Origin of the sequence: Bacteroides faecium (assembly GCF_012113595.1) — a bacterium.
Taxonomy (GTDB): Bacteria; Bacteroidota; Bacteroidia; order Bacteroidales; family Bacteroidaceae; genus Bacteroides; species Bacteroides faecium.
Map to the genome: position 1 here is coordinate 6,496,908 of NZ_CP050831.1, position 26,437 is coordinate 6,523,344.

A 26,437-nucleotide genomic window follows, 5' to 3' on the forward strand; every position below is an offset into this window, starting at 1 on the left:
CTAACATCTCTTTTTTAATACATAATCGCCACGAAATTAGTTATAAAATCAGAGATTAAAACAGAAGTCTACTGAAAAAGAAAGAATTATCAGCGACCAAACTATTATTTTGTTCAACAAATACTAACTTTACAACGTTTTTAATATAAAGAACGAACGGCATGATTGTTAGAACGCTACTGGATACAGACCTCTATAAGTTTACCACATCGTACGCTTATATCAAACTATTTCCCAATGCAATGGGGAAGTTCAGCTTCCATGATAGAAATGAGACTGAATATACTGAAGAATTTCTGGAAAGGCTTAAAAATGAAATTGATAAGCTAAGCCGATTGAGACTTACAGAAGAAGAACTGGAATATATGACACGGAATTGCCGGTTCCTTCCGAGAGTTTACTGGGAATGGCTGTCATCCTTCCGCTTTCATCCGGATAAAATCAAGATACATTTGGATAAGGCGCATCATCTTCGCATCGAAGTCAGTGATTTTCTCTATAAAGCTACCCTGTATGAAGTACCTTTGCTTGCCATTGTATCCGAAATAAAGAACCAGTTCTTCGGCAATGTAGCCGATATGGATGAAATCTTATGCAAATTATCGGAGAAAGTGGAACTGTCCAATCGACATCAGTTACGTTTCTCAGAGTTCGGTACGCGGCGGAGATTCTCTGTCCATGTGCAGGAGACGGTTATCGGAAAATTAAAAGAAACGGCGCAGTATTGCACAGGCACTTCCAACTGCTATTTTGCGATGAAGTACGACATGAAAATGATGGGTACTCATCCGCATGAGTGGTTCATGTTTCATGGAGCACAATTCGGATATAAACACGCCAACTACATGGCGCTCGAAAACTGGGTGAATGTCTATGACGGTGATTTGGGCATTGCCTTATCCGATACTTATACTTCCGGTATCTTCCTCAGCAATCTCAGCCGCAAACAGGCGAAACTGTTTGACGGTGTCCGCTGCGATTCCGGTAATGAATTTGAATTTATAGACAGCCTGGTATCCCGTTACAAGGAACTGGGAATTGACGCGACCACCAAGACTATCGTTTTCAGCAATGCCCTCGATTTCACAAAAGCACTGGAGATTCAGGAATATTGCAAGAACAAAATCCGTTGTTCCTTCGGCATCGGGACAAATCTCACCAATGACACCGGATTCGAGCCTTCGAACATTGTCATGAAGCTGACACAATGCAAGATGAATGTCAATCAGGAATGGCGGGAATGTATCAAGCTATCCGATGACGAAGGCAAACATACCGGTAGTCCGGAAGAAGTACAGGCATGTTTGCATGAATTGAGACTGAATAGATGAATTGATTGAAATAAAAAAATCCCCGATAGCCGCTACCGAGGATTTTTCTATTTTAATTAGCCACCAAACTACAGCAAGGAAGCACATATTTTCCGCAAGCTCTCCAAACGTGCTATCACATTCTTGTCTTTACGGGCAATTTGCATATTATATCTTGTCTGCATATTCACTAACATATCGGCATTAATGCCGGTAGCAGCCTCAACCAACAAAGCAAAATCCGTTGATACAGGACGACGTCCATTCAAAATATCATTCAGCATTGTGTATGACACTCCGACCACTTCCGCAAATCGTTTCTGCGATATTCCGCGAGACTGCAATTCGTCTTTTATGATTTCTCCCGGATGTACTGGAATAAAAGAATATCCTAAATTAGTCATATTACTCCTATTTATAATGATTCGTTATATCGATAATAGAACAAATAGTTATGATTGGTTCGGAATCAGTAGTTGATACCCTAAACTCCAATCGGTATTGTTTATCTATTCGAATAGATGAAATACCTTTTTTATCTCCGGACAGCACTTCATAATTTAATGAGTTTAAAGGATAAAGCACTTCTACATTCAGTGCTTCAGCCAAAGTGACGACCCGCTTCACATAATTCCTTATTACTTGAGGTTGAAAACGATGTTTCTTATCGTTGCATTTGCCTTCATAGTAAAGTTCTGAAAGATACTCTTTTTCAAACTCAATAACCATTACTCTAATTATTACGACAGTACAAAGATAGCAATTCTTTTAGGAATACACTAAAAAAGTGGATATAATGATAGCAGTTCTACCAAACTTGCTCAAAGCCATAAGGCTATTTTATAAAACCTGCTATCGCTTTATCAAAACGGCTATCCATACAAGCACTGATATCCGTTGTGACAAACTTGCCTTCATAAAACAGGCTGAATATCGTAGCCGGAGTAGGTGCAGCCTGTGCCTGCTCCATTGTCTCCAGCTTTATAATCGTCAAAGGCAGATTTCTTTTGGCGGCGGTTTCCTTCAAAGAACTCATCACATGAAATTCTGCAAACGGACAACGGTTGGAGAAATAAACAGTGATACCCTTTTTATCAGGGCATTCTCCTGTTCGTGCAGGCTCATTAAACGTCGGATTCGGAGCATCAACATTTAATTTCTTCACTAACAGACTAAATCCTGTCGAAAGCTGTTCGCAAACAACAAATCCCTGTCTCAACAGCCATTTGGTATCACTCATAAAATGAAACTTCTTTGTTCCTACTACTGTCACCAAACCGTCCTTGCCTTGCTGCAAAGCGTCATCTATCGCAGTTTGGAGCAGAGCTTTCGCATACCCTTTTCCTTTATACTGCCCGGCTACCCAAAAGCAATTTATCAACAAGTAATTGTCAGCCTTCACAGGAACCCACCCGTTTTCGGCCGGGCCGTATTCGATAAATACTTTCGCTCGCTCATTCAAACGACGAAAAACATACCCGTTTTCAAATTGCTTCTTCAGCCATTCCTTTTTCAGGTTATAACTTTCCTGGCATTTCTTATCCGAGAAAGCGCAGCAGATATGTTCTTTCCTTATGTTGTCTTTGGTAAGCGTGATAAAGTCGATGTTCATGGTATCAGTTTTTTATTAGTAGTCTTTTAATGAAATAGTATCGGATATTATATTATCCACAAAGATAAACATTCGAGTGTAGCAGTCATTATCCAATCCCGTAAAAATCAATATTATTTAGTAGAAAGTGAGGTACGGGCATAAAAAAAGGAGCAACGCCTTGCTCCAACCTTTGTTAACCTTAAATCTAATACTATGAAAAACACAGTGCAAAGATACGGACTTTCCGATTATCTGCAAATTATCCAAATAAAAAAGCATGTTTCATAACATGATTTAAAACTTTCCGAAGAATAACACCTCTTTTATTAATACTTTTTCAAGATTTAAATCCCTTCACGGCTCTTTCCAGTCTTTCCAAAGTAAGTTCGCCGGATTGTCTCCAAAGTTGTTGTCCTTTTCTTAAAAGGATAAATGTAGGCGTTGCTTCGATGGTGTAGAAATCCGTAAGGGCAGTTTCCTGGTCTACATCTACTTCCACCACTTCAATCGTGCCTTCCATTAATTTCTTAAATTCCTCAACGACAGGTTTCATACGCTGGCAATGAGGACACCACGTTGCGTAAAATTCCGCCATTACCCAATCGGCATTAGCCAGCTTCTCTTGATTCCGTTCCTCACGAGCTACTTTCTTCTCTTTCATAACTGATTACTGTTTTGATTAATAATTGCTACTTCAACAATGCGAAAAGAAAGAAAGTTTAAAGGGTAAACAATAATACACACAGATTTAACTATTAAATCCACTTGCATTTACCGTCTTTCGTTTCTAATATCCGGACAGCCGCCCATTGCACAAAAAAGCAACTTTCGTGCAAAAAGAGAACACTCTATTCAAAATTTATTTATCTTTGCCGCCGAAATGGTTCGGAATCCGTAGCCAACGGACGACGATTAATAGGGAATCGGGTGCAAATCCCGGACAGTCCCGCTGCTGTGAAACTCTGTTCAATGTCTTATAAATGAACTAATTTGACGCCACTGATGTTCTATCGGGAAGGCAAATAAGACAAGAGTCAGTCAGAAGACCTGCCACTTCACGTAAAACGTTCTTCCGCCTCGTGGATTAGGAGAAAGGACATCGTTTGTTAAGCCCCAAATCAAGAAAATACTGTGTTTTCATCAGGTGGAGTATGTCCGCAAGGTGGGAAGACATAAAATAGGTATGTACTTAATTTAGAAAAGTATGATAAAAAGAATCTTAGTAGCCAATCGCGGTGAGATAGCCGTGAGGGTGATGCGCTCCTGCCGGGAGATGGAAATAACGAGTATTGCGATATTTTCCGAGGCAGACCGGACTGCAAAGCACGTGCTCTACGCAGACGAAGCATATTGTGTAGGTCCCGCCGCATCTAAAGAGAGTTATCTGAATATAGAAAAAATCATCGAAGTGGCGAAAGCGAACCACGCAGACGCCATTCATCCGGGATATGGCTTCCTGTCCGAGAATGCGGCTTTTGCACGACGCTGCCAGGAAGAAGGCATTATCTTTATCGGTCCCAATCCGGAAACAATGGAAGCAATGGGCGACAAGATTTCCGCCCGCATCAAGATGATTGAAGCCGGAGTGCCCGTTGTGCCCGGCACACAAGAAAACCTAAAAAGTGTGGAAGAAGCCGTGGAGCTTTGCAATAAAATCGGTTATCCGGTGATGCTGAAAGCCTCTATGGGTGGCGGTGGAAAAGGGATGCGCCTTATCCACAGCGCGGAAGAAGTGGAAGAGGCCTATACAACTGCCAAAAGCGAATCTCTTTCTTCTTTCGGTGACGATACGGTTTATCTGGAGAAGTTCGTGGAAGAGCCTCATCACATTGAGTTTCAGATTCTGGGTGACAAGCATGGAAACGTGATTCATCTTTGCGAACGCGAATGTTCCGTGCAACGCCGCAATCAGAAGATTGTGGAAGAAACTCCTTCGGTTTTCGTCACTCCGGAATTGCGGAAAGATATGGGAGAAAAAGCGGTGGCTGCCGCAAAAGCCGTTAATTATATCGGTGCGGGAACTATCGAGTTCCTGGTGGACAAACACCACAACTATTACTTCCTCGAAATGAACACCCGCCTGCAAGTGGAACACCCCATTACGGAAGAAGTAATCGGTGTAGACCTCGTAAAAGAGCAGATAAAGGTAGCCGACGGACAGGTTCTCCAACTGAAACAGGAAGATATCAAGCAGCGCGGACACGCTATCGAATGTCGTATCTGTGCTGAAGATACGGAAATGAATTTCATGCCGAGCCCGGGAATCATCAAGCAGATTACAGAACCAAACGGTATCGGAGTGCGTATCGACAGTTATGTGTACGAAGGATACGAGATTCCTATTTATTATGACCCGATGATTGGCAAACTGATAGTGTGGGCTACCAACCGCGAATATGCTATCGAACGGATGCGCCGCGTGCTTCACGAATACAAGCTGACGGGAGTCAAGAATAATATCAGTTACCTACGTGCCATCATGGATACGCCCGATTTTGTGGAAGGCCATTACGATACCGGATTCATCGCCAAGAACGGTGAGCACCTGCGTCAGTGCATCATGCGAACCAGCGAACGTGCCGAGAATATTGCGTTGATTGCCGCCTACATGGATTACCTGATGAATCTTGAAGAGAACAGCGGTGACACTACCGACAACCGTCCTATCAGTAAATGGAAAGAATTCGGATTGCATAAAGGCGTACTTCGTATCTAATTTAAAAAAGCAGTTAATTATGGAAATTCATATAGGTGACCGGGTGGCCGAAGTGGAACTGGTCAGCAAAGAAGATAATAAAGTGGTACTTACCATCGACGGAAAGCCGTTTGAAGCGGACGTGGTAATGGCGGAAAACGGAACCTGCAACATCCTCATGGACGGTCGCAGCGCAAACGCGCAACTCATCCGCAAGGAGAACGGAAAAAGCTATAAAGTGAACACGCATTACAGCAGTTTCAATGTTGAAATCGTAGACAGCCAGGCGAAATACCTGCGTATGCGCAAGAAAGGCGAGGACGAGCAGAACGACCGCATCACTTCCCCCATGCCGGGCAAAGTAGTAAAAATCCCCGTAACGGCAGGACAGGAAGTGAAAGCGGGAGACACCGCTATCGTTATCGAAGCCATGAAGATGCAGAGCAACTATAAAGTGACTTCGGATTGCCGTATCAAAGAAATTCTGGTTCAGGAAGGCGATAACATCACTGGTGACCAGACATTAATAACATTAGAACCGATTGCATAACACTAAAAAACGGATTGCATCATGGAAGAAATAAACAAAGCATATGCCACGTTCCAGGAACGTGACCGCATCGCTTCCCTCGGCGGGGGCGTTGAGAAGATAGAGAAGCAACACGAAAGCGGCAAGATGACTGCCCGCGAACGTATCGGGATGTTGCTCGACAAAGGGACATTTGTCGAGCTGGACAAGTTAATGGTTCACCGTTGCACCAACTACGGCATGGACAAGAACAAGATTCCGGGAGACGGCATCGTATCCGGTTACGGAAAGATTGACGGTCGCCAGGTATTCGTTTACGCGTATGACTTCACCGTTTACGGCGGTTCACTTTCCGCTTCCAACGCGAAAAAGATTGTGAAGGTGCAACAGTTGGCTTTAAAGAACGGCGCTCCGATTATCGCATTGAACGATTCAGGCGGTGCACGCATACAGGAAGGTATCGAGAGCCTTTCGGGATATGCGGACATTTTCTATCAGAACACAATGGCAAGCGGTGTGATTCCTCAAATCTCTGCCATTCTCGGCCCCTGTGCCGGTGGTGCCTGCTACTCTCCCGCCCTCACGGACTTTATCTTTATGGTGAAAGAAAAGAGCCACATGTTTGTGACGGGGCCCGACGTAGTGAAGACCGTTATACACGAGGAAGTAAGCAAGGAAGAACTGGGTGGAGCCATGACTCACAGCAGCAAAAGCGGAGTGACTCATTTTATGTGCAACACTGAAGAAGAACTGTTGATGAGTATCCGCGAACTGCTTTCGTTCCTGCCGCAGAATAATATGGACGAGACTAAAAAGCAGAACTGCACGGATGAAACCAACCGTGAAGACGCCGCTTTGGACACTATCGTTCCGGCAGACCCGAACGTTCCTTATGATATGAAAGATATCATTGAGCGAGTGGTGGACAACGGTTATTTCTTTGAAGTTATGCCGAACTTTGCCAAGAATATCCTCATCGGTTTTGCACGACTGGCAGGTCGTTCGGTAGGTATCGTCGCCAATCAGCCTGCCTACCTTGCCGGAGTGCTCGATATTGATGCCAGCGACAAGGCGAGCCGTTTCATCCGTTTCTGCGACTGTTTCAACATTCCGTTGATTACTTTCGAAGATGTTCCGGGATTCCTTCCGGGATACACGCAGGAAAACAACGGTATCATCCGCCACGGCGCGAAAATCGTTTATGCATTTGCGGAGGCTACCGTTCCCAAGTTGACCGTTATCACCCGTAAGGCTTATGGCGGCGCATATATCGTGATGAACTCCAAGCAGACAGGCGCGGATGTAAACTTTGCCTATCCAAGTGCGGAAATCGCAGTAATGGGTGCAGAAGGTGCGGTAAATATCCTGTTCCGCAAAGCAGACGCAGAAACCAAGGCTAAAGAACTGGAAGCTTACAAGGAAAAGTTCGCCACTCCGTATCAGGCTGCCGAACTGGGATTCATCGACGAAATCATCTATCCGAGACAAACCCGTAAACGTCTGATTCAAGCATTGGAAATGACAGAAAACAAGATGCAGACGAATCCGCCCAAGAAGCATGGAAATATGCCCTTATAACAACTAGATAGGTACTTGTCAAAGTACCACCACCAAAAACGGACTTACACAAATTCTGAAGAATGTCATTCTGAGAATCTACGTAAGTCCGTTTTTTTATTACATTAAATAAGGAGTGAGATACTTCACCAGGAAATAACCGCCTACTACCAGCCAAATATAGAGAAGAAGCGCCAGGACAAAAGGTTTCGCCCCCGCTTTTCTGAACTTGTCAATGCTTGTTTCCGTCCCAAGTGCAGTCATAGCCATTGTCAACAGGAAAGTATCCAGTGTATTAATTCCCGCAACCAACTGCGCAGGCAGCAAATCAAAAGAGTTAAAAGCGATAACTCCCATAAAGCCTATCGCAAACCAGGGAATGGCAATCTTCTGAAATTTCTGCCCTTTCTGTACCTGTTTCTTTCTCGCTCTTGCCACCATATAAGTAGTAATCAGAAGCACCGGAACCAGCATCATCACCCGAATCATCTTCACGATTATTGCCGAATCCGAAATGCCGTTTCCCATTGCGTCACCCGCTCCCACCACGTGAGCTACTTCGTGGAGAGTAGAACCAGTATAGATTCCCATTTGGTCGGGAGTGAGCGCACAAATACCATTCCGGTAGAGGAAAGGATATAAAAACATGGAGATAGTACCGAAGATTACCACGGTAGAAACGGACACTGCCGTCTTATAAGGTTTTGCTTTAATCGTAGACTCCGCGCCTAGAATGGCGGCAGCCCCGCAAATACCGCTTCCGATAGAAGTGAGCAACGCAATGCCCCTGTCCATTTTCAATAATTTACCCAGATAAATACCGCCACAAATAGTCACCACCACAATAATAACATCAATCAACATAGCAGGCAATCCGATAGCCGCCACATCCTGAAAAGTCAATCTGAAACCATATAAGATGATGCCGATACGCAGAATCTTCTTCGAACAGAACTGTATGCCCGGCACCCAAGTCTCGGGAAGATTATTCCGCAAGCTGTTAGCATAAAGCATACCCAGAATGATACCTACAATCATCGGACTGAAAGAGAGACTCTTCACGAAAGGCATCTCACCAATGTAAAACGCCGCACAAGAGAACAGTGCTATCAACAAGACACCGTGCAACATGCTGCTTCTTTTTTCGTTGAACATAAACTACTTGATTTAAGAGTGATACTGAATTAATTACTTTGCAAAGGAAACCATTTTTTAGCAGACTAGCTCACAGATTTTTATTATGTCGGATAATCTCCGGTTATACTTCTCGATACTTCCGCAAAGAGCCACCTGATTCAATTACAATTTTTCCCTAAGTGATAACAATAATTCCCTTTTATTAGTTCTGAATCTATTTCATCCATAAAAAACAGTACCTTTGCCGACTATAAAACAGACAACAGAACATCATATGAGACAGATATTACTAATTTTAGGAAGTCTTTTATTCGCAGTTACAATCAAAACAGTGAAAACAGAAAAGGATTTTATCCTCATACAAAATTCCACTCTGGCAAACGGAACATGGGACGAATATTTCACCAAAACGCTGCAAGAACATTGTCACAAACGTTCCGAGTTGTACTTAGATACTCACAAACTATCCATTCCATCCTTCAGCCCGGAAAAAGAATCCAAAGAACAGTGTTCACAAATATTGCAAAAGTTCCCTACCTGCCCCAAAGTAGTTGTCGTCATCGGCGCAACGGGGTGGCACATCAGTTCGTCACTGTTCGACAATGAATGGAAAGGAATCCCGGTCATTTTATGTCATCCGTTATCCAACCTGCCGAATTCCTTAAACACGCTGCTTAACTACGAAACGTCCGATTCCCTCAACACCACCACTGCCCAAGAACTGCAAAAACACTATAACCTTAATTTGCTGTAACAAAAATTTTACCTGAAAGAAACCATAGTTTTTTTGCAGATAATATAGGCAAGATATAAGTAGGATTTGCCAATACACCTCTTTTTACATTAAGAGACCTGCACCCGCAAGACGGATATTTCAGCGGTGGATATTACGTCTGCGCCAACGATTACGCCAACGACTGTATCAGAATAATCGACGAAATCCGGTCGGGCAAACAAGTCTATAATATTCCTTCCGGCTTCGGCAAATCAACTCCCCAAATCCATTTCAACTATGCCGAAATACTTCACCGTTCCCCTAAGCCCCTCAGCAATGCGTTTGCATCCTACCACTTGCCATCCCCACTCCGAATCATTTACGAAAGAATCATCACAGAAGCCAAACGCCTGCTGCAGAACAGTCCGGAAATCGCCAATATCCTGAGACTCGAAAATGTATGCACATTCAGCCATTTTTTCAAGAGCATGACAGGAGAGAATGTATCGGATTACCGGAAAAGGCAGAAAAAGTTCTGAATTATCGAAAAGCTGGCCAAGAGTCGTTATATTTGCAACAACTATAAAAAGAATCTGCGCCATGTCTACTAAACGCCTCTTTATCCCCGATGCCGTCATTCATCCGGCACGTTGCGGTGAAAACACCAATATACGACTGCTGCAATATGTCAATTCCACAACACAGGAGAATTTCGATGCTTTTCTGACACATTATGCCTTAGTCTACATACTGTCCGGAGTCAAGCAAATCAAAGTGGCGCAAAATAAATTTCAGATTCAACCCGGCGAACTATTTCTGATACCACGGGGAGAATACGTCATGTCCGAATACATCACCGGAGAAAACGGCTTTCAAAGCCTGATGCTCTTTTTCAACAAAAAGGTAGCACAAGAGTTGATAGAACAAATCAGCGGTTATCTGTCTGCACACCTGTCCGATGTTGTTCCAACAAGAAAAGAAGCGGTGAAAATCATCCCTCACAATCCGGCTATCGAGAAAATCTTCTCATCCATCGCGACTTACAGTCAAGGAGAAAGCCGCTTCACCTGCGAGCTGCTTAGGCTTAAATTCGCCGAACTGATTTACCTGCTACTGGACAGTCCTTACCAGAAGCTCATCCTGTCTTTTCTGTTGGATGCGGCACGAGGGGAGAATCCGTCCATCTCATCCGTTGTCGGCAGCAATCTCTATTCTTCCGCCACCATCAATGAACTGGCGCTGCTATCGGGAAGAAGCCTGTCGAGCTTCAAACGCGAGTTTTCTCTCCAATACGGAGAACCGCCCCGCAGTTGGATACGCAAGAAAAAATTGGAACGCGCCGCCTACCTACTCAAAACGTCTGACAAGACTATAGAAGAGATATCCGAAGCCAGCGGTTTCACCAGTACCCCTCACTTCGCACGCCTGTTCAAAGAACATTACCAACATACGCCTACCGAATATAGGACCAAACAGACAAAAAGCTGAACCAAACAGACAAGCCGCCTTCTACTTTTTCCGCCTATCTTTGCCATATCAATAAATATATAAAAAAGATAGCCTTATGAAAAAGAACAAACTGTTTATTTTACTCGTGATTATTGTTCAGGCTGCCGTAGCCGGTTGTCAGAACAAACAAAACAAGAACAACAATGAAAGCGCAACAGCAGAGAAACAACCAACGGTAATCAATGAAAATATCCGTTTCTGCGAAAGTACTTACCCCTATGAAGACGGTATCCTGATTGGAAACTTCGGCACCGAGCAACTCAATCCGCTCAATAACGAGAAGAAAGGTTACATAAACTACTATAAAGACGGCAAAACAAACGTACTGATTGCAGCTGACGGCAATCTATCTGCTCCCAAAGGCATGTTTATCAGAAGCCATCGTCTTTTTATCTCTGATGTCAACAAAATCGTAGTCTACAACCTCAAAGCATTGAAAGAAGCTCCCGAAATCATCACTTTCCCGGAAGATGATTTATTTATCAATGATTTGGCAGCTGATGGCAACACGTTATACGCTTCAGTGACCAATAGCGGAAGAATCTATCGGATCGACATCGCCAACCCTGTTAAAATGACCAGTTCCGTTCCTGTCAAATGGCTTGATGTCACAGGACCGAACGGAATCATCATTGATAATGGCATCATGTATGTCGCTTCTTATCCGGCGGACGGAAATACTACAGACGCTAATGTTATTTACCAAATCACGGATTTGTCAAATCCGGTAGCTGAAAAGTTCATCAGCCTTCCGGGCCAATACGACGGGATAGCTCTGTCAACCGACAAGAAAACGATGTATATAACAAACTGGACACCTGCCGGAATCAGCACCATTGATATGTCTACGAAAAAAATTACTCCATTAGCGACAACGGAAAAGTTTGCAGGCCCGGCAGACATCACTGTAATTAATGACACTATGTATATACCCGATTTACCTAATAGCCGCATGGTTATTCTACCGTTATAGCCCAATAGTACCTTTACCAAAGAGCCTTTTCGAAAAGAAAAAAACGGCACCTCGATTCACATCGCAGCACCGTCACAACACAAACACAAAATAAAACACGACAAAACTACTATGCAATCTTCCTGTTATGCCGGGGAGGCATGTCTTGCTCACCTATCTATATTCGCATACCCATAAGAAGCTTTATCAGGCGATTTGCATAATTAAAAACATACGGATTGGAATTTTGTTCACGGAAGTTTGAAAAAAATAAGACTGGAACCGGATTTTAACAAAAAAAACGGCACCCCGATTCACATCGCAGCACCGTCACAACACAAACACAAAATAAAACACGACAAAACTACTATGCAATCTTCCTGTTATGCCGGGGAGGCATATTCACTGACTCACATATATTCGCATACCTACAAGCAGTCATCAGGCGATTTGCATATATAAAACATACAGTTTTCGGTTTTGTTCACGAAAAAATATGTTTTAGGTCTATTTTTTATCTTTGTAATCTTTCAGAAAGCCTTCCATCAGCCATTTAGCCAATGCCTGGCGATTGGAATTTATAACCAGACGGCGCTGGTCGAAAGTATTTTGGATATTGCCCAGTTCCACAAAAACGGAAGCGGGAGTAGTATGGGAAAGCACATACAGATTGCGTCCGTTCACTGTCCCGGAAAATCCCCGGTTCGGCTGATGCTTTCCGTATTTCGATTCAAATGTATCTTTCATATTATTTGCCAAACGCTTGCTTTCTGCTTTCTTGTTCGAATGATAGAAAAAGACATCGGTCTGTTTCCCTTTGCTGCGGCTATCTATATGAATGAAGATTGCCCGGCAGTAAGAGTAATTCTTACGGTCTTTCTGGTAAAGGGTATTTATCTTATTGCAACGTTGCTGAAGGCGCTGTACCTGGTTCAACGGAATCGCGTCTCCCATACAAGTCTCACGTTTACTGTTCGACAGGTAGGTATCGTCACGGATACCGTCTTTGGCATCCTGAATGATGATGTGGACTTCCGCCCCTTCCTGCATCAGGTTACGCGCCAGGCGAAGGGCGATGTCGTAGGCATATTCATCTTCGTGAAGTTCATGTTTACCTACCCGTCCGATAGCTCCGGGGTCGGGTCCGCCATGCCCGCTGACCACATAGAAACAGGCACCCGCAAGTCGGTTGGAAGTAACTTTGACATTTGCCAGTTCCTTTCCGAACAGGGGTTCATTGATGGTAGTTCCTATTTTCGACGCTTTAGATTTAGAGGGTTGTTGTTTGGGTTCTGTACTTCTAGCGGTTGTATTCTTTGCAGTTGTACTCTTTGCGGCCGTATTTCCGGCAGGAGTTCCCGATGCTTTCTTTACAGGCGGAATCACATATGTCACGCCCATTTTCAGCACATTATTCTTTCCCAGTTTCTTTTTATTCAGTTCTATAAAATCATCATAGTATTTCTTCGGAGAACGGTTGTGTCTCAACAGAAAAGTAGAGATACCTTCGCCTGCCTTCGGAGTCGCCTTTTGCTGTGCCCAAAGCGCCGTACCCGAAAAAAGAAAAGCTAAGAATAAAAGCACATAGAGTTTATTTTTCATATCTACACAATTATCTCCTTCACATGAGTATCATTTCACTCATAAACAGGGCAAAAATACAATTATTTTCCCTACTTTTGCGCCATTAAAACATTTTTTGAAATAAATCATTAAAACCCGATAACATTATGGCAAAACAATTCAAGCCCGAAACCCTGTGTGTACAGGCAGGGTGGACGCCTAAAAAGGGCGAACCACGCGTATTGCCCATCTATCAAAGTACAACTTTCAAATACGATACCAGCGAACAAATGGCACGTCTTTTCGATTTGGAAGAAAGCGGTTACTTCTATACCCGCCTGCAAAATCCTACGAACGACGCTGTTGCCGCCAAGATTGCCGCTCTCGAAGGTGGTGTGGCTGCCATGCTGACTTCCAGTGGTCAGGCTGCCAACTTCTACGCCATTTTCAATATCTGCCAGGCAGGAGACCACTTTGTTTGTTCTTCCGCTATTTACGGTGGTACTTTCAACCTGTTCGGTGTTACGATGAAGAAACTAGGCATTGACGTGACTTTTGTCAGCCCGGATGCCAGCGAGGAGGAAATCTCCGCAGCTTTCCAGCCGAATACAAAAGCATTGTTCGGCGAAACAATCTCCAATCCTTCCCTCGAAGTACTGGATATTGAGAAGTTCGCACGTATCGCCCACAGCCACGGTGTCCCCTTGATTGTTGACAATACTTTCCCGACTCCGATTAACTGTCGCCCGTTTGAATGGGGAGCAGACATCGTAGTTCACTCTACTACCAAATATATGGACGGACACGCTACCAGCGTAGGCGGCTGTATCGTAGACAGCGGTAACTTCGACTGGGACACTCACGCTGAAAAATTCCCGGGACTTTGTACACCGGACGAGTCTTATCACGGACTGACTTATACAAAAGCATTCGGCAAAGGTGCTTATATCACTAAAGCTACAGCACAGTTAATGCGTGACCTCGGCAGCATCCAAAGCCCGCAAAACTCATTCTTACTGAACCTGGGACTTGAAACGCTTCACCTACGTATGCCCCAACATTGCGGCAACGCACAGAAAGTAGCCGAATATCTTTCTAAAAACGAGAAAGTGGCTTGGGTAAACTATTGCGGACTGCCGGATAATAAATACTACGCTTTGGCACAGAAATATATGCCGAATGGTTCTTGCGGAGTTATCTCCTTCGGACTGAAAGGCGGACGTGACGTATCTATCAAGTTTATGGATTCACTGGAATTCATCGCTATCGTTACCCACGTAGCCGATGCACGTAGTTGCGTGCTTCATCCGGCCAGCCATACTCACCGCCAGTTGTCGGACGAACAGTTAATGGAAGCAGGGGTACGCCCGGACCTAATCCGTTTGTCGGTAGGTATCGAAAATGCGGATGATATTATCGCGGATATTGAACAAGCGCTGAATGCATAAAAGCATAATATTAGCATAAAACTAAAAAAGACACGGCAGCTATTTACTCCGTGTCTTTTTTACTAATATAAAATAACATAAGGCTTTTTCAGAAGAAACATATCTCCTTTTATTCTTTAACTCCACCTTTTAATCGTCTAATATCTTCATCTAGTTCTTTTATACTATTCAGATGTTCAAGTGTATGTTGTGTTTCCTTATACTTATTATATTCCTGCCCTGCTTTATGTAGTGCCAACTGATGAGAAATCCGCCCTGCGTCTTCTAAATTTGACACGATAACCAACAGAAATGATTACATCGAGATTATAATAATTAGTCGGTTTAGTAGAAAAATCGGAATTTCCGATTTTTCTCATACTTTCTATCTCAACAAGTTCTCCTTCTTTATAGATATTGAGTATATGCTCATTTATTGTAGAACGTGACTTTCCAAACAATAAAGACATCTGTTCTATTGTCAACCATACGGTTTCTCCTTCAAACAAAACATCCACTTTTATTGTCCCATCTTGAGACTGATAAATAACTATCTCATTATTTTGGTTCATATCATTATATTTCAACGACTTACATATATAGTATAATTCCTTATCCACAAAGATAACATTTATACTCCAGCCTATCACCTTCTACACAAAGAAAGTTAATATCACACAGATTCAGTTTTAACGTGAACTGATAAATCACTCCAAATGTTATCTTTGCAGGGAACCAAATTCTGTATAGATATGAAAAAGATTCTACTGATAGTGTTTGCGCTATGCTTTTCTTACGGATTTTCTTATTCCCGTTCGTTTTATTATCCAACTAATGAAATTACAAAGATGCAGAACTTTGAAACGGATTCATTTACCACCAAGAATGGGAAAAGCCTGAAGATTATTTTCTTCAAACACGCCAGCTTGCTATTGGAGTATGCGGGAAAAAAGATTTTCGTCGACCCCGTATCTGATTATGCAGACTACACGCAACAGCCCAAAGCAGATTTCATTCTGATTACCCATGAACATCATGACCACTTCGATACGAAAGCAATCGAAGCTATCGAAACCCCGTCTACAAAAATAATAGCGAATCCGAATTGCCGGAAAATGCTGGACAGAGGACAGGAGATGAAAAACGGCGATGCACTTCAACTCGAACCGGATATCAAGCTGGAAGCAGTGCCCGCCTATAATACAACTCCCGGCAGAGACAAGTTTCATCCTAAAGGACGTGACAATGGATATATTCTCACGCTGGGCGGAATACGGATTTATATTGCCGGAGATACAGAGGATATTCCCGAACTGAAACAAGTGAAAAACATTGATATCGCTTTCTTGCCTGTCAACCAGCCTTATACAATGACACCGGAACAGGCGATACGGGCTACCCGAATCGTCCGGCCACATATACTGTATCCTTATCATTATGGAGATACGGACATTAATAAGGTAAAAGACGGGTTGAAGAACGATAAAGGAACAGAAGTACGTATTCGTGCTTTACAATAAATTGCAATGAAATAGAACTAAAAATGCACCCTTAAAATCAGATACATAATTTTAAGGGTGCATTTTTCTTAATACGACTCTATCATTTATTCTGCCGGTCGGATTCCAAAACTACTCGTAAATACAACATAAAGCACCTTCCCGTTTTCCGGTAATGAAATACCGTTCAAATAAGAAGAATCCGTCACATCTTCCATCCAGTAAATCATAACAGGGCCTACACTTTTGGTAGAAGGCTGTCGTTTGAATGAGGGCTCCAAATAGAATTTATGCTGTTTATCGGCATTGTCAGCATCTTTGTAGCTAAAAGTAAAAGCCACCCCCTGTTTGTCACTAATCAAATCATTATCATGTCCCACTTGATAAGTTCCTTCAGCACGTATCTCACCATTCTCCGCTTTCAAGATAAAACTGCCGTTGCCATCTTCCATAAAATTATAAACATCATCCGGTTGCAGAATACAAACTTCCTGTCCTTTTATAAAGGAATATTCCTGCATCATCACATCGTTTACCGATTTCAACAGTTCCTTATTCTCATCCTTCCCTGTCGATAAAATCTCGTCATTAACACTGACAGCAAATCCTGTCTGCTCTCTGCAGAACAACGAAATTACTCCATACGAAACAGTTACGGGTAAAACAACGCTATTCCCTTTCTTATCACTGACAGTCACAGTTACCTTTCCTTTCTTTCCATGTGAATTTATCAATAACCGATCATTGCTGACAGTTACCGTCACAATAGTTTCATCAGAACTATGCGCAGAGTAACCGCCTTTTCCATTAGCAATTCCAATATCTTCCGTACCCCGCCCGTTGAGATACAAAGTTGTAGAAGAAATCGTATTCGTACAAGTTCCCGGTTCATTGTTGAGTTGTGAACCGCTGAATAAAATAATCTCTGCATCATCCTGACAAGCAGACATACAGAATGTCATAACAGACAAAAGAAAGAAGCCCAGTAAAGTTTTTGTTTTCATGTTTTCAGTTATAAGTTTGTCTTTTTTATATTGTTTTGCAAAGATATTAAAGTATTATGTAAAAATGAATTATTTATTGAAAAAAACACATTCCTTTTTATTCTTGATACATTTGTTGCAGTATCTGTTACATTTATGTTCCTCTATATTCTCTTTCTTATCTATCTTTGTGACGAATCAAATAATGAATAAAACATATCAATAAGAACATGAAAAACATTCTAAAAAGAACAGCCCTGTTTAGCGGTTTGATAATGGTATTGTCAATAAACGAAGTGTATGCCCAGTCCTTCGAATGGATTAGCAGTACGGAAGGGAACGTTTGGAAGCAGGCCAAAGTCAAGTTACAGACAAGTAGCAGACAAACTCCTTTACTAGAAGCCAATGGTACGGAAGAAGGTACTGTCTTCAAAGCATGGGGAACGTGTTTTAACGAACTAGGCTGGGATGCGCTCAATATGCTTCCACGTAAACAACAGGAGATTATCCTTCAACAACTCTTTGCTCCCGAAGGAGATTTAAAATTTACAATGGGACGTTTTTCCATGAATGCCAATGATTATGCCCGCGACTGGTACAGTTGTGATGAAGTCCCCGGTGATTTCCAATTGAAACATTTCAATATCAATCGTGATAAAACGACTCTGATTCCTTATATCAAAGCCGCGCAGCAGTATAATCCCCATATGACTTTTTGGATGTCTCCATGGTCGCCGCCTTCATGGATGAAGATTAACCATTACTATTCCGTCCGCAGTGACCGTAATCAAAACGAGATGTCTCCCCTGTCGGATGTAACCCTTTTTGAAGACAGCAAAGAGAAGGATACCAAAGTATTCCCTCAACAACTGGCAGTGAACGACTACTTCATCCAAGACCCACGTTACCTGCAAACTTATGCCAACTACTTCTGCAAATTCATCGACGCCTACAAGGAAGAGGGAATTCCCGTTTCAATGGTTATGTTCCAAAATGAATCATGGAGCTATACCAACTATCCGGGTTGTGCCTGGACAGCGGAAGGTATCATCCGTTTCAACACAGAATACCTGGCTCCGACATTGAAGAAACAGCACCCGGAAATTAAGTTATACTTAGGTACAATCAACACCAACCGCTACGATGTCATCGACCAGGTTCTTTCCGACCCTCGTATGCCGGAAACGATACAAGGAGTCGGTTTCCAATGGGAAGGCGGACAGATTCTGCCTAAACTCCGTGCCAAATATCCGCAATATAAATATGTACAAACAGAAAGTGAATGTGGTTGGGGGTCTTTCGACTGGAAAGCTGCCGAACATACCTTCGGTCTGATGAACCACTACCTGGGCAACGGTTGCGAAGAATATACTTTTTGGAATGCTATCTTATATGATGGTGGTTTCAGCGGATGGGGATGGAAACAGAATTCCTTAATCCATGTAGATTCAAAGACGGGAACAGCAACTTTTACTCCCGAATATTATGCAGTAAAACATTACAGCCATTATGTTACGCCCGGTTCAAAGGTACTGGCTTATAGGGCGGCTGAAGAAGATAAAACACCGGTAATGGTAGTCATGACTCCACAAAAGAAACAAGTAGTGATAGCCGGAAATTTCAACAAAGAAGCTAAAGAAGTAACAGTGAAATTAGGCAGCCGCTATCTAAGCGTTACCCTACCACCTCATTCACTGAATACATTTGTAGAAAAATAAAAGCTAGAGATAATACCCTTATTTTAGTCTCACCTCACAGCCTTTCAGAGTAAAACCGACCTCAAATAAACTCTGAAGGGCTATTTTTATAGTATCCTCAATATAGCTTCCCATATCATCATATTTTGTAAAATCTACAGGAATCAGCCTGACATTTTTATCCTTGCTTGGGTCCGGTATTTTAGCTGCAAAACGCTTTTTCTTCTCCACTCCCCAGCCAACAGTCTTATGATAAGGAAGAGGAATCCCTATCGTTAGTACTTTCTCCTTGGTATCCGTGTATATAATTCCCCGTTTCCCAATCCTTATATCTTTAGCTCCCCAATAAGTACCTACATGTATGATAATAGTAAAAGTCCAATCCGCCAAAGCGCTATCCATTTGAATATCATCCACCAAATTGGAGAAATAATCTCCAATCATTTCTCTATCAAAACTGTTTAATTCAGGCCACTCACATTTTTCAAACAGCAAATGTGCATTGACAGGAGTCAACAGAGTGCTTATTTCTAATTGATATTTCATTGGCTATTATTTTATCGACTATAAATATACTATTTAATTAAATGGAATACGAAGGAATAAAAGTTTTTTTCCTGTGATATAAGAAATTCCATGAATATATTTTAGATTCTTCAAGCATACTCTGAAAAGGAATCATTCTCACCACAGTGAGAATAAATACTCATTGCATTGAGAATTTTTTCTCATAGGTATGAGTATTTTTTCTCATAGGCATGAGAATATTTGAGAAAAAGTACAAAGATAAAGCACTGTTTAATAAGCTCTTAAGAAAATCATATAATTCAATTTCATACAAAAACTAACTATTCAAATCATAATCAGCAATAATTTTACTCTTTCCTGTTCCGATTCAGCCGGCTTAGTAAATAATGAGGGATTAAACAATAGACCAGTTGTGCACGTGACCATTTATAACATTGCTGGTAAAATACCATTCCCATCGCGATAAATATCGTAGCACCAATGAGTACTTGAAAAGGTAGCCAGGATAATGCTTCTTTTGGAAGCAGCATCGGTATAAGTGCCATTGCTCCTACCGGTGCAAAGAACTTGCCGAGCCATTCGAACAAAGTGAAAAGTACTATAAAAATAAAAAGCGCTACTACTGTTTCGGGCAATCCCAGGTAATGATAACCAATCAGTTGAAAGATAGTTCCTATCAATGAACCGCTTACTAACAGCAATATAGTAAGTACAGGTCGATTTCGAAATCCGGCTTTTGAATTGACAAACTCAACATACATTACAATCAATGGCGGAATGATAAAATAAAAATTAGAAGTATATACCGCCAGGCAGGCTACCGCAAACACACTAATCATCAGACTCAACCACCGGAAACTATCCGCTGTCCAATACCGTTCCACCGGTTCATAAATAATAGATTTTCGGAGTCCAAAGTATTCCATCCATCGCTGTACGGCAATGATTATCAATGTCATCACAAAAACAGAGAGCGGGTAAACCCAACTTTCAGTTTTTAATAATACGGGAAGTACACAGGCGGAGATTAATGGAAATAGCGAAGCACGGGTAAATAAAAGCCCGACAGCAGCACATGAGAAAGCGATAGCCACATCTACTACTAAAGGAAAGGGAGAATAAAGTACAATCAATACCCCGGCACAAGCACCGAGAGTCATCAATAAGAGCATTTGCCAGTATTTCACACGCCACACCCGTTTATTAACAATCCACATACCAATGGTAAGAGCAGCCATTTCGGGGAAAATGATTTCCTTTTCGTGCAATAGTTCTGCTACTCCAATCATCAATAAAATCATAACCAGTGCACACAAGTATCTCTTCCGTTGCTGAATATCACTAAATAACGAGGGTTTCTTTACCGCTTTGTCCATGTTCTTTTCGACGTTTTATATCAATCAGTTATGTAAATGGGTACAAATATCTGAAAAAAGAGTGAGATAGAGAGCTTTTTGTCTAAAAAAGAAGTATAACTGCGATAATAAACAAATTCCGGTAATTAAAAAAGGTGCGCCCTTCTTTCGTCGGACGCACCTCTCTCTTCTTATACACAAACATTAAATTTATCAGGTTCCAGGTGTTCATCAATATACCGGATACCATCTACTCTGAAAAGTCCCCGCAAAAGTGTATAGTTCATCATACGCTGCACCACATACGGAGTGCCTTGCAGACAACTTTTGTAGATTACCTCCTGCAAATCCGTTGCGAAACTGTCAGGTTCGACTTCGGGAAGCAGATAACCACAGATTTTGCAATGCGTCAGTACATCTATAAACTGTTGCAGCCAAAAAGCCTCTTCGCGTTCAAAGGAAGAGCGATATTCCTTGTCCGCGTTGATGTCCAGCAACAAAGTTTTCCCTAACGAGTGCAACAGTGTGAGATATCCGTTCACTGTCGTGAAAAGCAAATCCATACATGAACTATCCATTCGTAACTGCTTCTGCTGTATATAGTTTCTGACCGTCTTAGCAGAATCAGAAAGACAGATACGGAACAGATAAGCCTTACTGGGGAAGAGTTTGTAAAGCGTCCGCTTCGACATCTTCATTCCCCTGGCTATATCATCCATAGTAAGTCCACTGACACCATGCAGGGACATTTCCCGCTTTGTATAGTCGAGTATCCGGCCGCGTAGTGTTTCAGTATTCATATATACCTCCTTACATCCGACCGCCGCCCAATGCCTGATACAAAGTAATCATGCCCTGGATTTCGGTAAAGCGATTGGCTACTTGAGAAAGCTGCGCGTTGAGCAATGTCTGTTGCGCGGTCAATACTTCCAAGTAAGTGGTATTGCCATGCTTCATTAAAAGACTCGTACTCCGGGCAGCCGTCTGCAAAGAAGTAACCTGCTTTTCGTAGAAAGCCGCTTTCTCACGGGCAGTCTGATACTGCACCAATGCTTCGTTGACTTCCACACCTGCGTTCAGCAAAGTCTGTTCAAAGCCGAGACGGGCTTCTTCCTGCTGGGCTTTCGCTATTTTCAACTGTGCCACGTTCATTCCTTTATTAAATAAAGGCTGTGTCAGAGAAGCTACGGCAGAAGCCACAAACTTACCCGGGTTGATAATCATACTTCCGGCACTGTTCGTCCATCCGGCACTACCACTCAATGTGATAGACGGGTAGAAAGCGGCACGGGCGGCATTCGTCGTATAGAAAGCCTGTGCCAGTGAAAACTCCGCACTACGTACATCGGGACGGTTGGCAAGCATCTGCAAAGGAATACCTACGGAGAAGTTTTCCGGCAACTGCTGGTTTCCCAGTCTGCCACGTTGGATTTCGTGGGGAGTCTCTGCCAATAACAATGCCATTGAATTTTCTGCCTGGTTGATTTGTTCTTTCAAATCAAGCACGGTCGTACATATATTATAATAGGTAGCTTCCGTCTGCGCCAATCCGGCTTCGTTCACCATACCGGCATTCTTCATGGCACGGGTGGTTTTCACACTTTCCTTCCAGGCAGATTCGGTGGCAACAGCTATTTCATACTGCGAATCGAGCATGAGCAATGTATAATAAGTATTTGCCATAGTAGCGACGAGTTGCGTCTTAACGGCTTGCTCATATTCCTTGCTCTGCTCATAAGCAGCTTTCGCGCGACGTTTTGCCGTCGTTACCTTTCCGAAAATATCCAGTTCCCACGAAGCTGTCACGGGTAATGAATAAGTCTGCGTAGCCTTACTGCGGTCGAAACTGCTGACAGCCCCTTCCGGTGCGAGAAACAAAGAAGGCAGGTAAGACAGTTTGGACGTCAAGAGCGAAGCTTCCGCTTCCTTCACACGTAGATGGGCTGTCTGCATATCCGTATTTCGTACCAAAGCCGAATCAATCAGAGTCTGCAAGTACGGGTCGGTAAAGACCTCTCTCCACGAGAGGTTACCGAAGTTTGCCGTATCGGTGGCAGCGACTGACTCGCTGCCGTAAAGTCCCTCGGGAACTTCCGATACCGGTTTGTATTTATTGTAGATACCGCAACTGCTCAATACAAGCGTTGCTGCGGATAAGATTATTATTTTTCTCATTAGTTATTATTTTAATCATTCTTTCCAGCTTTAGACTTTTCTTCTTCACTTATCTTGATTTCCTCTTCAATCTGCCAGTCCTCGGTAGGTCTGCTTTGCGCGGGGCGAAGGCGTTCCTGCAACCATTGGAAAGCGATAAACAAGGTAGGCACGATGAAAAGCAACGCCAACGTACCGATAGTCATACCACCGACTACACCCGTACCCAATGAACGGTTACCGTTAGCTCCTACTCCACTGGACATCATCAACGGGAACAGACCGAAAATCATGGTCAATGCCGTCATCAGAATCGGGCGCAGACGGGCTTTAGCCGCACTGACAGCAGAAGCAATCAGTCCCATACCTGCCTTACGGCGCTCTGCTGCATATTCCGTCAGAAGAATAGCTGTCTTAGCCAACAGACCAATCAACATAATCAAACCAGTCTGCAAGTAGATGTTATTCTCCAGTCCGAACATACGGGCGAACAAGAAACTTCCCATCAATCCGCAAGGCACACTCAAAAGAACGGCGAACGGAATGATAAAGCTCTCGTACAATGCACTCAGAATCAGGTAAATCATCAGGAAGCAGATGCCGAAGATAATCATCGTCGTACCACTTTGCTGATTCTCTTCACGGGTGATACCACCGTAGTCATAGCCATATCCTTTCGGAAGAGACTGTTCCGCTGTCTCCTGTACTGCCTTGATAGCGTCACCGGTACTGTATCCTTCAGCCGGCATGGCATTCACTGCAATAGAGTTGTACATATTGAAACGACTCAAAGTTTCCGCACCGTAGGTACGTGTCAGTGTAACGAACTGGCTCAACGGAGCCATCTCCCCATTCGACATACGTACAAAAGCATTATCCAGTGAAGTCTCGTCCAGACGGAACTGCGGGTCTGCCTGAATCATTACTCTATATACTTTAGAGAAACGGTTGAAGTTAGACACATACTGACCACCATAATAACCGGAAAGTGTACTCAACACAGCATCGGGTGTGATACCTGCACGCTTACATTTTGCCGGGTCTACTTCCACCGTCCACTGCGGATAGCGGACGTCGAACGAAGAATAAGCCATCGCAATCTCAGGACGCTGATTCAATGCTCCCAGATACTGCTGCGTAGTCGCAAAGAAATCGGTTACTTCGCCACCCATCTTATCCTGCATATGAAGTTCCAGTGCATTACCCATACCGTAACCCGGAATCATACCCGGAGAAATGGCAAAGATACTTGCGTCCTTAATATCAGCCGTACGACCGTATATCTGACCGATAACAGCCTGTACATTATCCTCTTCTTCCGGTCGTTCAGACCAGTCTTTCAGTTTCAGCACCAACATACCGAACGAGCTTCCCTGTCCGGCGAGCAATCCGTAACCTGCCACTTCCTGCACGTGTGCCACCTGTGGAATACCCATCAAACGGCTTTCAACACGTTCCATCACGTCATTGGTCGTAGTCAACGAGCTACCTGCCGCCGTACTTACATTGACAAATACCGTACCCTGGTCTTCGTCAGGCACCAAACTGGTCTTGGTTGTATTCATCAGGAACACAAGCAATACTACGGAGCAAGCTAACAATGACCAGGTCAGCCATCTGCGTTTGATAAAGAACAATACAGCATTCTTGTATTTTTCTATCATCACGTCAAAAGCCGAATTGAATGCCTTACGGAAGCGTGCCGCAAAGTTATTCTTCTGCGTTCCGTCTTCATTTATATAAGGTTTCAGCAGCAATGCACACAGAGCCGGACTCAACGTCAACGCGTTAACTGCGGAAATACCTACGGCAACCGCCATGGTCAGACCGAACTGCGTGTAGAACGTACCGGAAGTACCGCCCATGAAGGACACCGGAATAAATACAGCCATAAACACTAATGAAGAGGTGATAACAGCATTACTGATACCTTTCATTGCGTCGATACTTGCCATATAGGATGACCTGTATCCTACGTCGAACCGTGACTGCACCGCCTCGACGACAATAATGGCATCATCCACCACCGTACCGATAACGAGTACCAGTGCAAAGAGGGTCAGCAAGTTTATACTGAATCCCGCCACCGCCATAAAGGCAAACGTACCAATCAGCGAAACCACAATACCCACCAAAGGAATCAATGTGGAACGGAAGTCCTGCAAGAAAACATACACTACAAGAATAACCAGGATGATGGCTTCAATCAAGGTCTTTACTACCTCATGGATGGAAGCGAACAAAAAGTCGTTCGAACTCATCAACTGCGTCAGTTCCACTCCTTTCGGAAGGTCTTTGCGGGCTTCTTCGAGAAATTTGTCGATGTTCTGATTGACTTCGGTCGCATTGGAACCCGCCGTTTGGAATACCATACAGGCAATACCCGGATGCCCGTCCGTACCACCGTGATAAGCATAACTATCCTGTCCCAGTTGTATGTCGGCAATATCTTTCAGTTTCAGGACTTCACCGTTATCCGTGGAACGAATGACAATGTCGCCGAATTCTTCCGGAGTTATCAGACGCCCTTTATACTTCATCGTATATTGATAGGTTTCGTTGGAGTTCTCACCAAACGAACCTGTTGCCGATTCTATATTCTGTTCGGCAAGCACCATAGTAATGTCCGACGGAATCAGTTTGTACTGTGCCATTACATCCGGCTTCATCCATACACGCATACTATATTCACCGCCCAAAATCATCAGGTCACCTACGCCGCTGATACGGAGAATTTCCGGTTTCATATTGATACTTAGATAGTTGGACAGGAAGTTTTCATCATAACTATCGTCCGGACTGGAAAGCGTAAACATCTGCAGGATACTGGTCTGACGCTTGGAAGTGGTCACACCGACCTGCGTTACTTCTGCCGGGAGCTGTCCCGTAGCACGTGACACACGGTTCTGCACATTGACAGCAGCCATATCCGGGTCTGTTCCCTGTTTGAAGTAAACGGTGATGCTTACCGTACCGGCATTGGTAGCCGTTGAGGTCATATATGTCATGTCTTCCACACCATTGATAGCTTCTTCCAACGGTGCGATTACACTCTTCTGCAAAGTTTCCGCACTGGCACCGTAATAATTGGTGCTCACCATAATGGTAGGCGGAGCAATATCGGGATATTGCTCAACGGGTAGACTGAACAACCCGATGATACCCACTACGACAATCGTGATAGAAATCACTGCCGATAATACAGGGCGTTCAATAAAGGTTCTTAAATTCAT

Annotated in this window: 24 protein-coding genes and 1 riboswitch; of the genes, 11 read left to right on the forward strand and 13 right to left on the reverse strand. The window is 43.3% G+C overall.

Annotated elements, in window-relative coordinates:
* Positions 1-161 precede the first annotated feature (161 nt).
* Positions 162-1,331 (forward strand): nicotinate phosphoribosyltransferase, encoded by a 1,170-nt coding sequence (pncB, locus tag BacF7301_RS24680; protein ID WP_167966850.1) that lies wholly within the window; start codon positions 162-164, stop codon positions 1,329-1,331.
* A gap of 68 nt (positions 1,332-1,399) precedes the next feature.
* On the opposite strand, the gene BacF7301_RS24685 is transcribed toward pncB, so the two are convergent.
* From BacF7301_RS24685 to BacF7301_RS24700, 4 genes are all read right to left on the reverse strand, one after another.
* On the reverse strand, positions 1,400-1,714 hold the full coding sequence (locus tag BacF7301_RS24685; protein WP_167966851.1) for a HigA family addiction module antitoxin: 315 nt from the start codon (positions 1,712-1,714) through the stop codon (positions 1,400-1,402).
* A gap of 7 nt (positions 1,715-1,721) precedes the next feature.
* Positions 1,722-2,039, reverse strand: a complete 318-nt coding sequence (locus tag BacF7301_RS24690) for a type II toxin-antitoxin system RelE/ParE family toxin (RefSeq protein WP_167966852.1) — start codon at positions 2,037-2,039, stop codon at positions 1,722-1,724.
* A 106-nt stretch (positions 2,040-2,145) separates the two neighbouring features.
* Positions 2,146-2,922, reverse strand: coding sequence for an N-acetyltransferase (locus BacF7301_RS24695; protein ID WP_167966853.1), 777 nt, complete (start codon positions 2,920-2,922; stop codon positions 2,146-2,148).
* Positions 2,923-3,241: 319 nt separating this feature from the next.
* A complete protein-coding gene (locus tag BacF7301_RS24700) occupies positions 3,242-3,565 on the reverse strand; it encodes a thioredoxin family protein (protein ID WP_005679510.1) in 324 nt (107 codons plus the stop codon).
* A 203-nt stretch (positions 3,566-3,768) separates the two neighbouring features.
* A riboswitch (cobalamin riboswitch) is annotated at positions 3,769-3,973 on the forward strand.
* A gap of 135 nt (positions 3,974-4,108) precedes the next feature.
* Between BacF7301_RS24700 and accC the strand changes: the two genes are divergently transcribed.
* The 3 genes from accC to BacF7301_RS24715 are packed head-to-tail and all read left to right on the forward strand — an operon-like array spanning position 4,109 to position 7,706.
* A complete protein-coding gene (accC, locus tag BacF7301_RS24705) occupies positions 4,109-5,620 on the forward strand; it encodes an acetyl-CoA carboxylase biotin carboxylase subunit (RefSeq protein WP_167966854.1) in 1,512 nt (503 codons plus the stop codon).
* A gap of 19 nt (positions 5,621-5,639) precedes the next feature.
* A complete protein-coding gene (locus tag BacF7301_RS24710; protein WP_005679512.1) occupies positions 5,640-6,149 on the forward strand; it encodes an acyl-CoA carboxylase biotin carboxyl carrier protein subunit in 510 nt (169 codons plus the stop codon).
* Positions 6,150-6,170: 21 nt separating this feature from the next.
* Positions 6,171-7,706 (forward strand): acyl-CoA carboxylase subunit beta, encoded by a 1,536-nt coding sequence (locus BacF7301_RS24715; protein WP_167966855.1) that lies wholly within the window; start codon positions 6,171-6,173, stop codon positions 7,704-7,706.
* A gap of 99 nt (positions 7,707-7,805) precedes the next feature.
* Here the strand turns inward: BacF7301_RS24715 and BacF7301_RS24720 are convergent, their stop codons facing one another.
* Positions 7,806-8,840, reverse strand: coding sequence for a YeiH family protein (locus tag BacF7301_RS24720; RefSeq protein ID WP_167966856.1), 1,035 nt, complete (start codon positions 8,838-8,840; stop codon positions 7,806-7,808).
* Positions 8,841-9,096: 256 nt separating this feature from the next.
* Here BacF7301_RS24720 and BacF7301_RS24725 point away from each other — a divergent pair, with 256 nt between their 5' ends.
* The 4 genes from BacF7301_RS24725 to BacF7301_RS24740 all read left to right on the forward strand — a co-directional run bounded on the left by BacF7301_RS24725 (position 9,097) and on the right by BacF7301_RS24740 (position 12,019).
* Positions 9,097-9,576 (forward strand): hypothetical protein, encoded by a 480-nt coding sequence (locus BacF7301_RS24725; RefSeq protein WP_167966857.1) that lies wholly within the window; start codon positions 9,097-9,099, stop codon positions 9,574-9,576.
* Between the two features lie 317 nt (positions 9,577-9,893).
* The gene (locus BacF7301_RS26025) at positions 9,894-10,076 is read left to right on the forward strand and encodes a helix-turn-helix domain-containing protein (protein ID WP_369805593.1); all 183 of its coding nucleotides are present in this window, start codon (positions 9,894-9,896) and stop codon (positions 10,074-10,076) included.
* Positions 10,077-10,137: 61 nt separating this feature from the next.
* The gene (locus tag BacF7301_RS24735) at positions 10,138-11,025 is read left to right on the forward strand and encodes an AraC family transcriptional regulator (RefSeq protein ID WP_167966858.1); all 888 of its coding nucleotides are present in this window, start codon (positions 10,138-10,140) and stop codon (positions 11,023-11,025) included.
* A 76-nt stretch (positions 11,026-11,101) separates the two neighbouring features.
* A complete protein-coding gene (locus BacF7301_RS24740; RefSeq protein ID WP_167966859.1) occupies positions 11,102-12,019 on the forward strand; it encodes a YncE family protein in 918 nt (305 codons plus the stop codon).
* Between the two features lie 486 nt (positions 12,020-12,505).
* On the opposite strand, the gene BacF7301_RS24745 is transcribed toward BacF7301_RS24740, so the two are convergent.
* Positions 12,506-13,600 (reverse strand): N-acetylmuramoyl-L-alanine amidase family protein, encoded by a 1,095-nt coding sequence (locus tag BacF7301_RS24745; protein ID WP_167966860.1) that lies wholly within the window; start codon positions 13,598-13,600, stop codon positions 12,506-12,508.
* A gap of 128 nt (positions 13,601-13,728) precedes the next feature.
* On the opposite strand from BacF7301_RS24745, the gene BacF7301_RS24750 reads away from it, so the two are divergent.
* Positions 13,729-15,009, forward strand: a complete 1,281-nt coding sequence (locus tag BacF7301_RS24750; RefSeq protein WP_167966861.1) for an O-acetylhomoserine aminocarboxypropyltransferase/cysteine synthase family protein — start codon at positions 13,729-13,731, stop codon at positions 15,007-15,009.
* Positions 15,010-15,233: 224 nt separating this feature from the next.
* Here the strand turns inward: BacF7301_RS24750 and BacF7301_RS24755 are convergent, their stop codons facing one another.
* On the reverse strand, positions 15,234-15,608 hold the full coding sequence (locus BacF7301_RS24755) for a virulence RhuM family protein (protein ID WP_209319481.1): 375 nt from the start codon (positions 15,606-15,608) through the stop codon (positions 15,234-15,236).
* Between the two features lie 132 nt (positions 15,609-15,740).
* Here BacF7301_RS24755 and BacF7301_RS24760 point away from each other — a divergent pair, with 132 nt between their 5' ends.
* Positions 15,741-16,508 (forward strand): MBL fold metallo-hydrolase, encoded by a 768-nt coding sequence (locus BacF7301_RS24760; protein WP_167966862.1) that lies wholly within the window; start codon positions 15,741-15,743, stop codon positions 16,506-16,508.
* A gap of 86 nt (positions 16,509-16,594) precedes the next feature.
* Here the strand turns inward: BacF7301_RS24760 and BacF7301_RS24765 are convergent, their stop codons facing one another.
* Complete coding sequence (locus BacF7301_RS24765) at positions 16,595-17,491, reverse strand: hypothetical protein (protein ID WP_167966863.1); 897 nt, start codon at positions 17,489-17,491, stop codon at positions 16,595-16,597.
* 209 nt (positions 17,492-17,700) lie between these two features.
* Between BacF7301_RS24765 and BacF7301_RS24770 the strand changes: the two genes are divergently transcribed.
* A complete protein-coding gene (locus BacF7301_RS24770; protein WP_167966864.1) occupies positions 17,701-19,188 on the forward strand; it encodes a glycoside hydrolase family 30 protein in 1,488 nt (495 codons plus the stop codon).
* A gap of 18 nt (positions 19,189-19,206) precedes the next feature.
* Here the strand turns inward: BacF7301_RS24770 and imm9 are convergent, their stop codons facing one another.
* From imm9 to BacF7301_RS24795, 5 genes are all read right to left on the reverse strand, one after another.
* Positions 19,207-19,713 carry an Imm9 family immunity protein gene (gene imm9 / locus BacF7301_RS24775; RefSeq protein ID WP_167966865.1) on the reverse strand — a complete coding sequence of 169 codons (507 nt, stop codon included), beginning with the start codon at positions 19,711-19,713 and terminating at the stop codon, positions 19,207-19,209.
* A gap of 329 nt (positions 19,714-20,042) precedes the next feature.
* A complete protein-coding gene (locus BacF7301_RS24780) occupies positions 20,043-21,071 on the reverse strand; it encodes an HPP family protein (RefSeq protein ID WP_167966866.1) in 1,029 nt (342 codons plus the stop codon).
* A 170-nt stretch (positions 21,072-21,241) separates the two neighbouring features.
* Entirely contained in the window at positions 21,242-21,850 is a 609-nt protein-coding gene (locus BacF7301_RS24785) for a TetR/AcrR family transcriptional regulator (RefSeq protein WP_167966867.1), read from the reverse strand.
* A 10-nt stretch (positions 21,851-21,860) separates the two neighbouring features.
* Positions 21,861-23,225, reverse strand: a complete 1,365-nt coding sequence (locus BacF7301_RS24790; RefSeq protein ID WP_167966868.1) for a TolC family protein — start codon at positions 23,223-23,225, stop codon at positions 21,861-21,863.
* An 11-nt stretch (positions 23,226-23,236) separates the two neighbouring features.
* Positions 23,237-26,437 carry an efflux RND transporter permease subunit gene (locus BacF7301_RS24795; RefSeq protein ID WP_167966869.1) on the reverse strand — a complete coding sequence of 1,067 codons (3,201 nt, stop codon included), beginning with the start codon at positions 26,435-26,437 and terminating at the stop codon, positions 23,237-23,239.

Coding starts and splice junctions, on each gene's coding strand:
- BacF7301_RS24765 (WP_167966863.1), bottom strand. CDS start 17,491: ATGAAAACAAAAACTTTACTGGGCTTCTTTCTTTTGTCTGTTATGACA.
- BacF7301_RS24780 (WP_167966866.1), bottom strand. CDS start 21,071: ATGGACAAAGCGGTAAAGAAACCCTCGTTATTTAGTGATATTCAGCAA.
- BacF7301_RS24745 (WP_167966860.1), bottom strand. CDS start 13,600: ATGAAAAATAAACTCTATGTGCTTTTATTCTTAGCTTTTCTTTTTTCG.
- BacF7301_RS24685 (WP_167966851.1), bottom strand. CDS start 1,714: ATGACTAATTTAGGATATTCTTTTATTCCAGTACATCCGGGAGAAATC.
- BacF7301_RS24795 (WP_167966869.1), bottom strand. CDS start 26,437: ATGAATTTAAGAACCTTTATTGAACGCCCTGTATTATCGGCAGTGATT.
- BacF7301_RS24725 (WP_167966857.1), top strand. CDS start 9,097: ATGAGACAGATATTACTAATTTTAGGAAGTCTTTTATTCGCAGTTACA.
- BacF7301_RS24785 (WP_167966867.1), bottom strand. CDS start 21,850: ATGAATACTGAAACACTACGCGGCCGGATACTCGACTATACAAAGCGG.
- BacF7301_RS24760 (WP_167966862.1), top strand. CDS start 15,741: ATGAAAAAGATTCTACTGATAGTGTTTGCGCTATGCTTTTCTTACGGA.
- BacF7301_RS24700 (WP_005679510.1), bottom strand. CDS start 3,565: ATGAAAGAGAAGAAAGTAGCTCGTGAGGAACGGAATCAAGAGAAGCTG.
- BacF7301_RS24740 (WP_167966859.1), top strand. CDS start 11,102: ATGAAAAAGAACAAACTGTTTATTTTACTCGTGATTATTGTTCAGGCT.
- BacF7301_RS24790 (WP_167966868.1), bottom strand. CDS start 23,225: ATGAGAAAAATAATAATCTTATCCGCAGCAACGCTTGTATTGAGCAGT.
- BacF7301_RS24735 (WP_167966858.1), top strand. CDS start 10,138: ATGTCTACTAAACGCCTCTTTATCCCCGATGCCGTCATTCATCCGGCA.
- BacF7301_RS24695 (WP_167966853.1), bottom strand. CDS start 2,922: ATGAACATCGACTTTATCACGCTTACCAAAGACAACATAAGGAAAGAA.
- BacF7301_RS24750 (WP_167966861.1), top strand. CDS start 13,729: ATGGCAAAACAATTCAAGCCCGAAACCCTGTGTGTACAGGCAGGGTGG.
- BacF7301_RS24690 (WP_167966852.1), bottom strand. CDS start 2,039: ATGGTTATTGAGTTTGAAAAAGAGTATCTTTCAGAACTTTACTATGAA.
- BacF7301_RS24720 (WP_167966856.1), bottom strand. CDS start 8,840: ATGTTCAACGAAAAAAGAAGCAGCATGTTGCACGGTGTCTTGTTGATA.
- accC (WP_167966854.1), top strand. CDS start 4,109: ATGATAAAAAGAATCTTAGTAGCCAATCGCGGTGAGATAGCCGTGAGG.
- BacF7301_RS24715 (WP_167966855.1), top strand. CDS start 6,171: ATGGAAGAAATAAACAAAGCATATGCCACGTTCCAGGAACGTGACCGC.
- BacF7301_RS24770 (WP_167966864.1), top strand. CDS start 17,701: ATGAAAAACATTCTAAAAAGAACAGCCCTGTTTAGCGGTTTGATAATG.
- pncB (WP_167966850.1), top strand. CDS start 162: ATGATTGTTAGAACGCTACTGGATACAGACCTCTATAAGTTTACCACA.
- BacF7301_RS24710 (WP_005679512.1), top strand. CDS start 5,640: ATGGAAATTCATATAGGTGACCGGGTGGCCGAAGTGGAACTGGTCAGC.
- imm9 (WP_167966865.1), bottom strand. CDS start 19,713: ATGAAATATCAATTAGAAATAAGCACTCTGTTGACTCCTGTCAATGCA.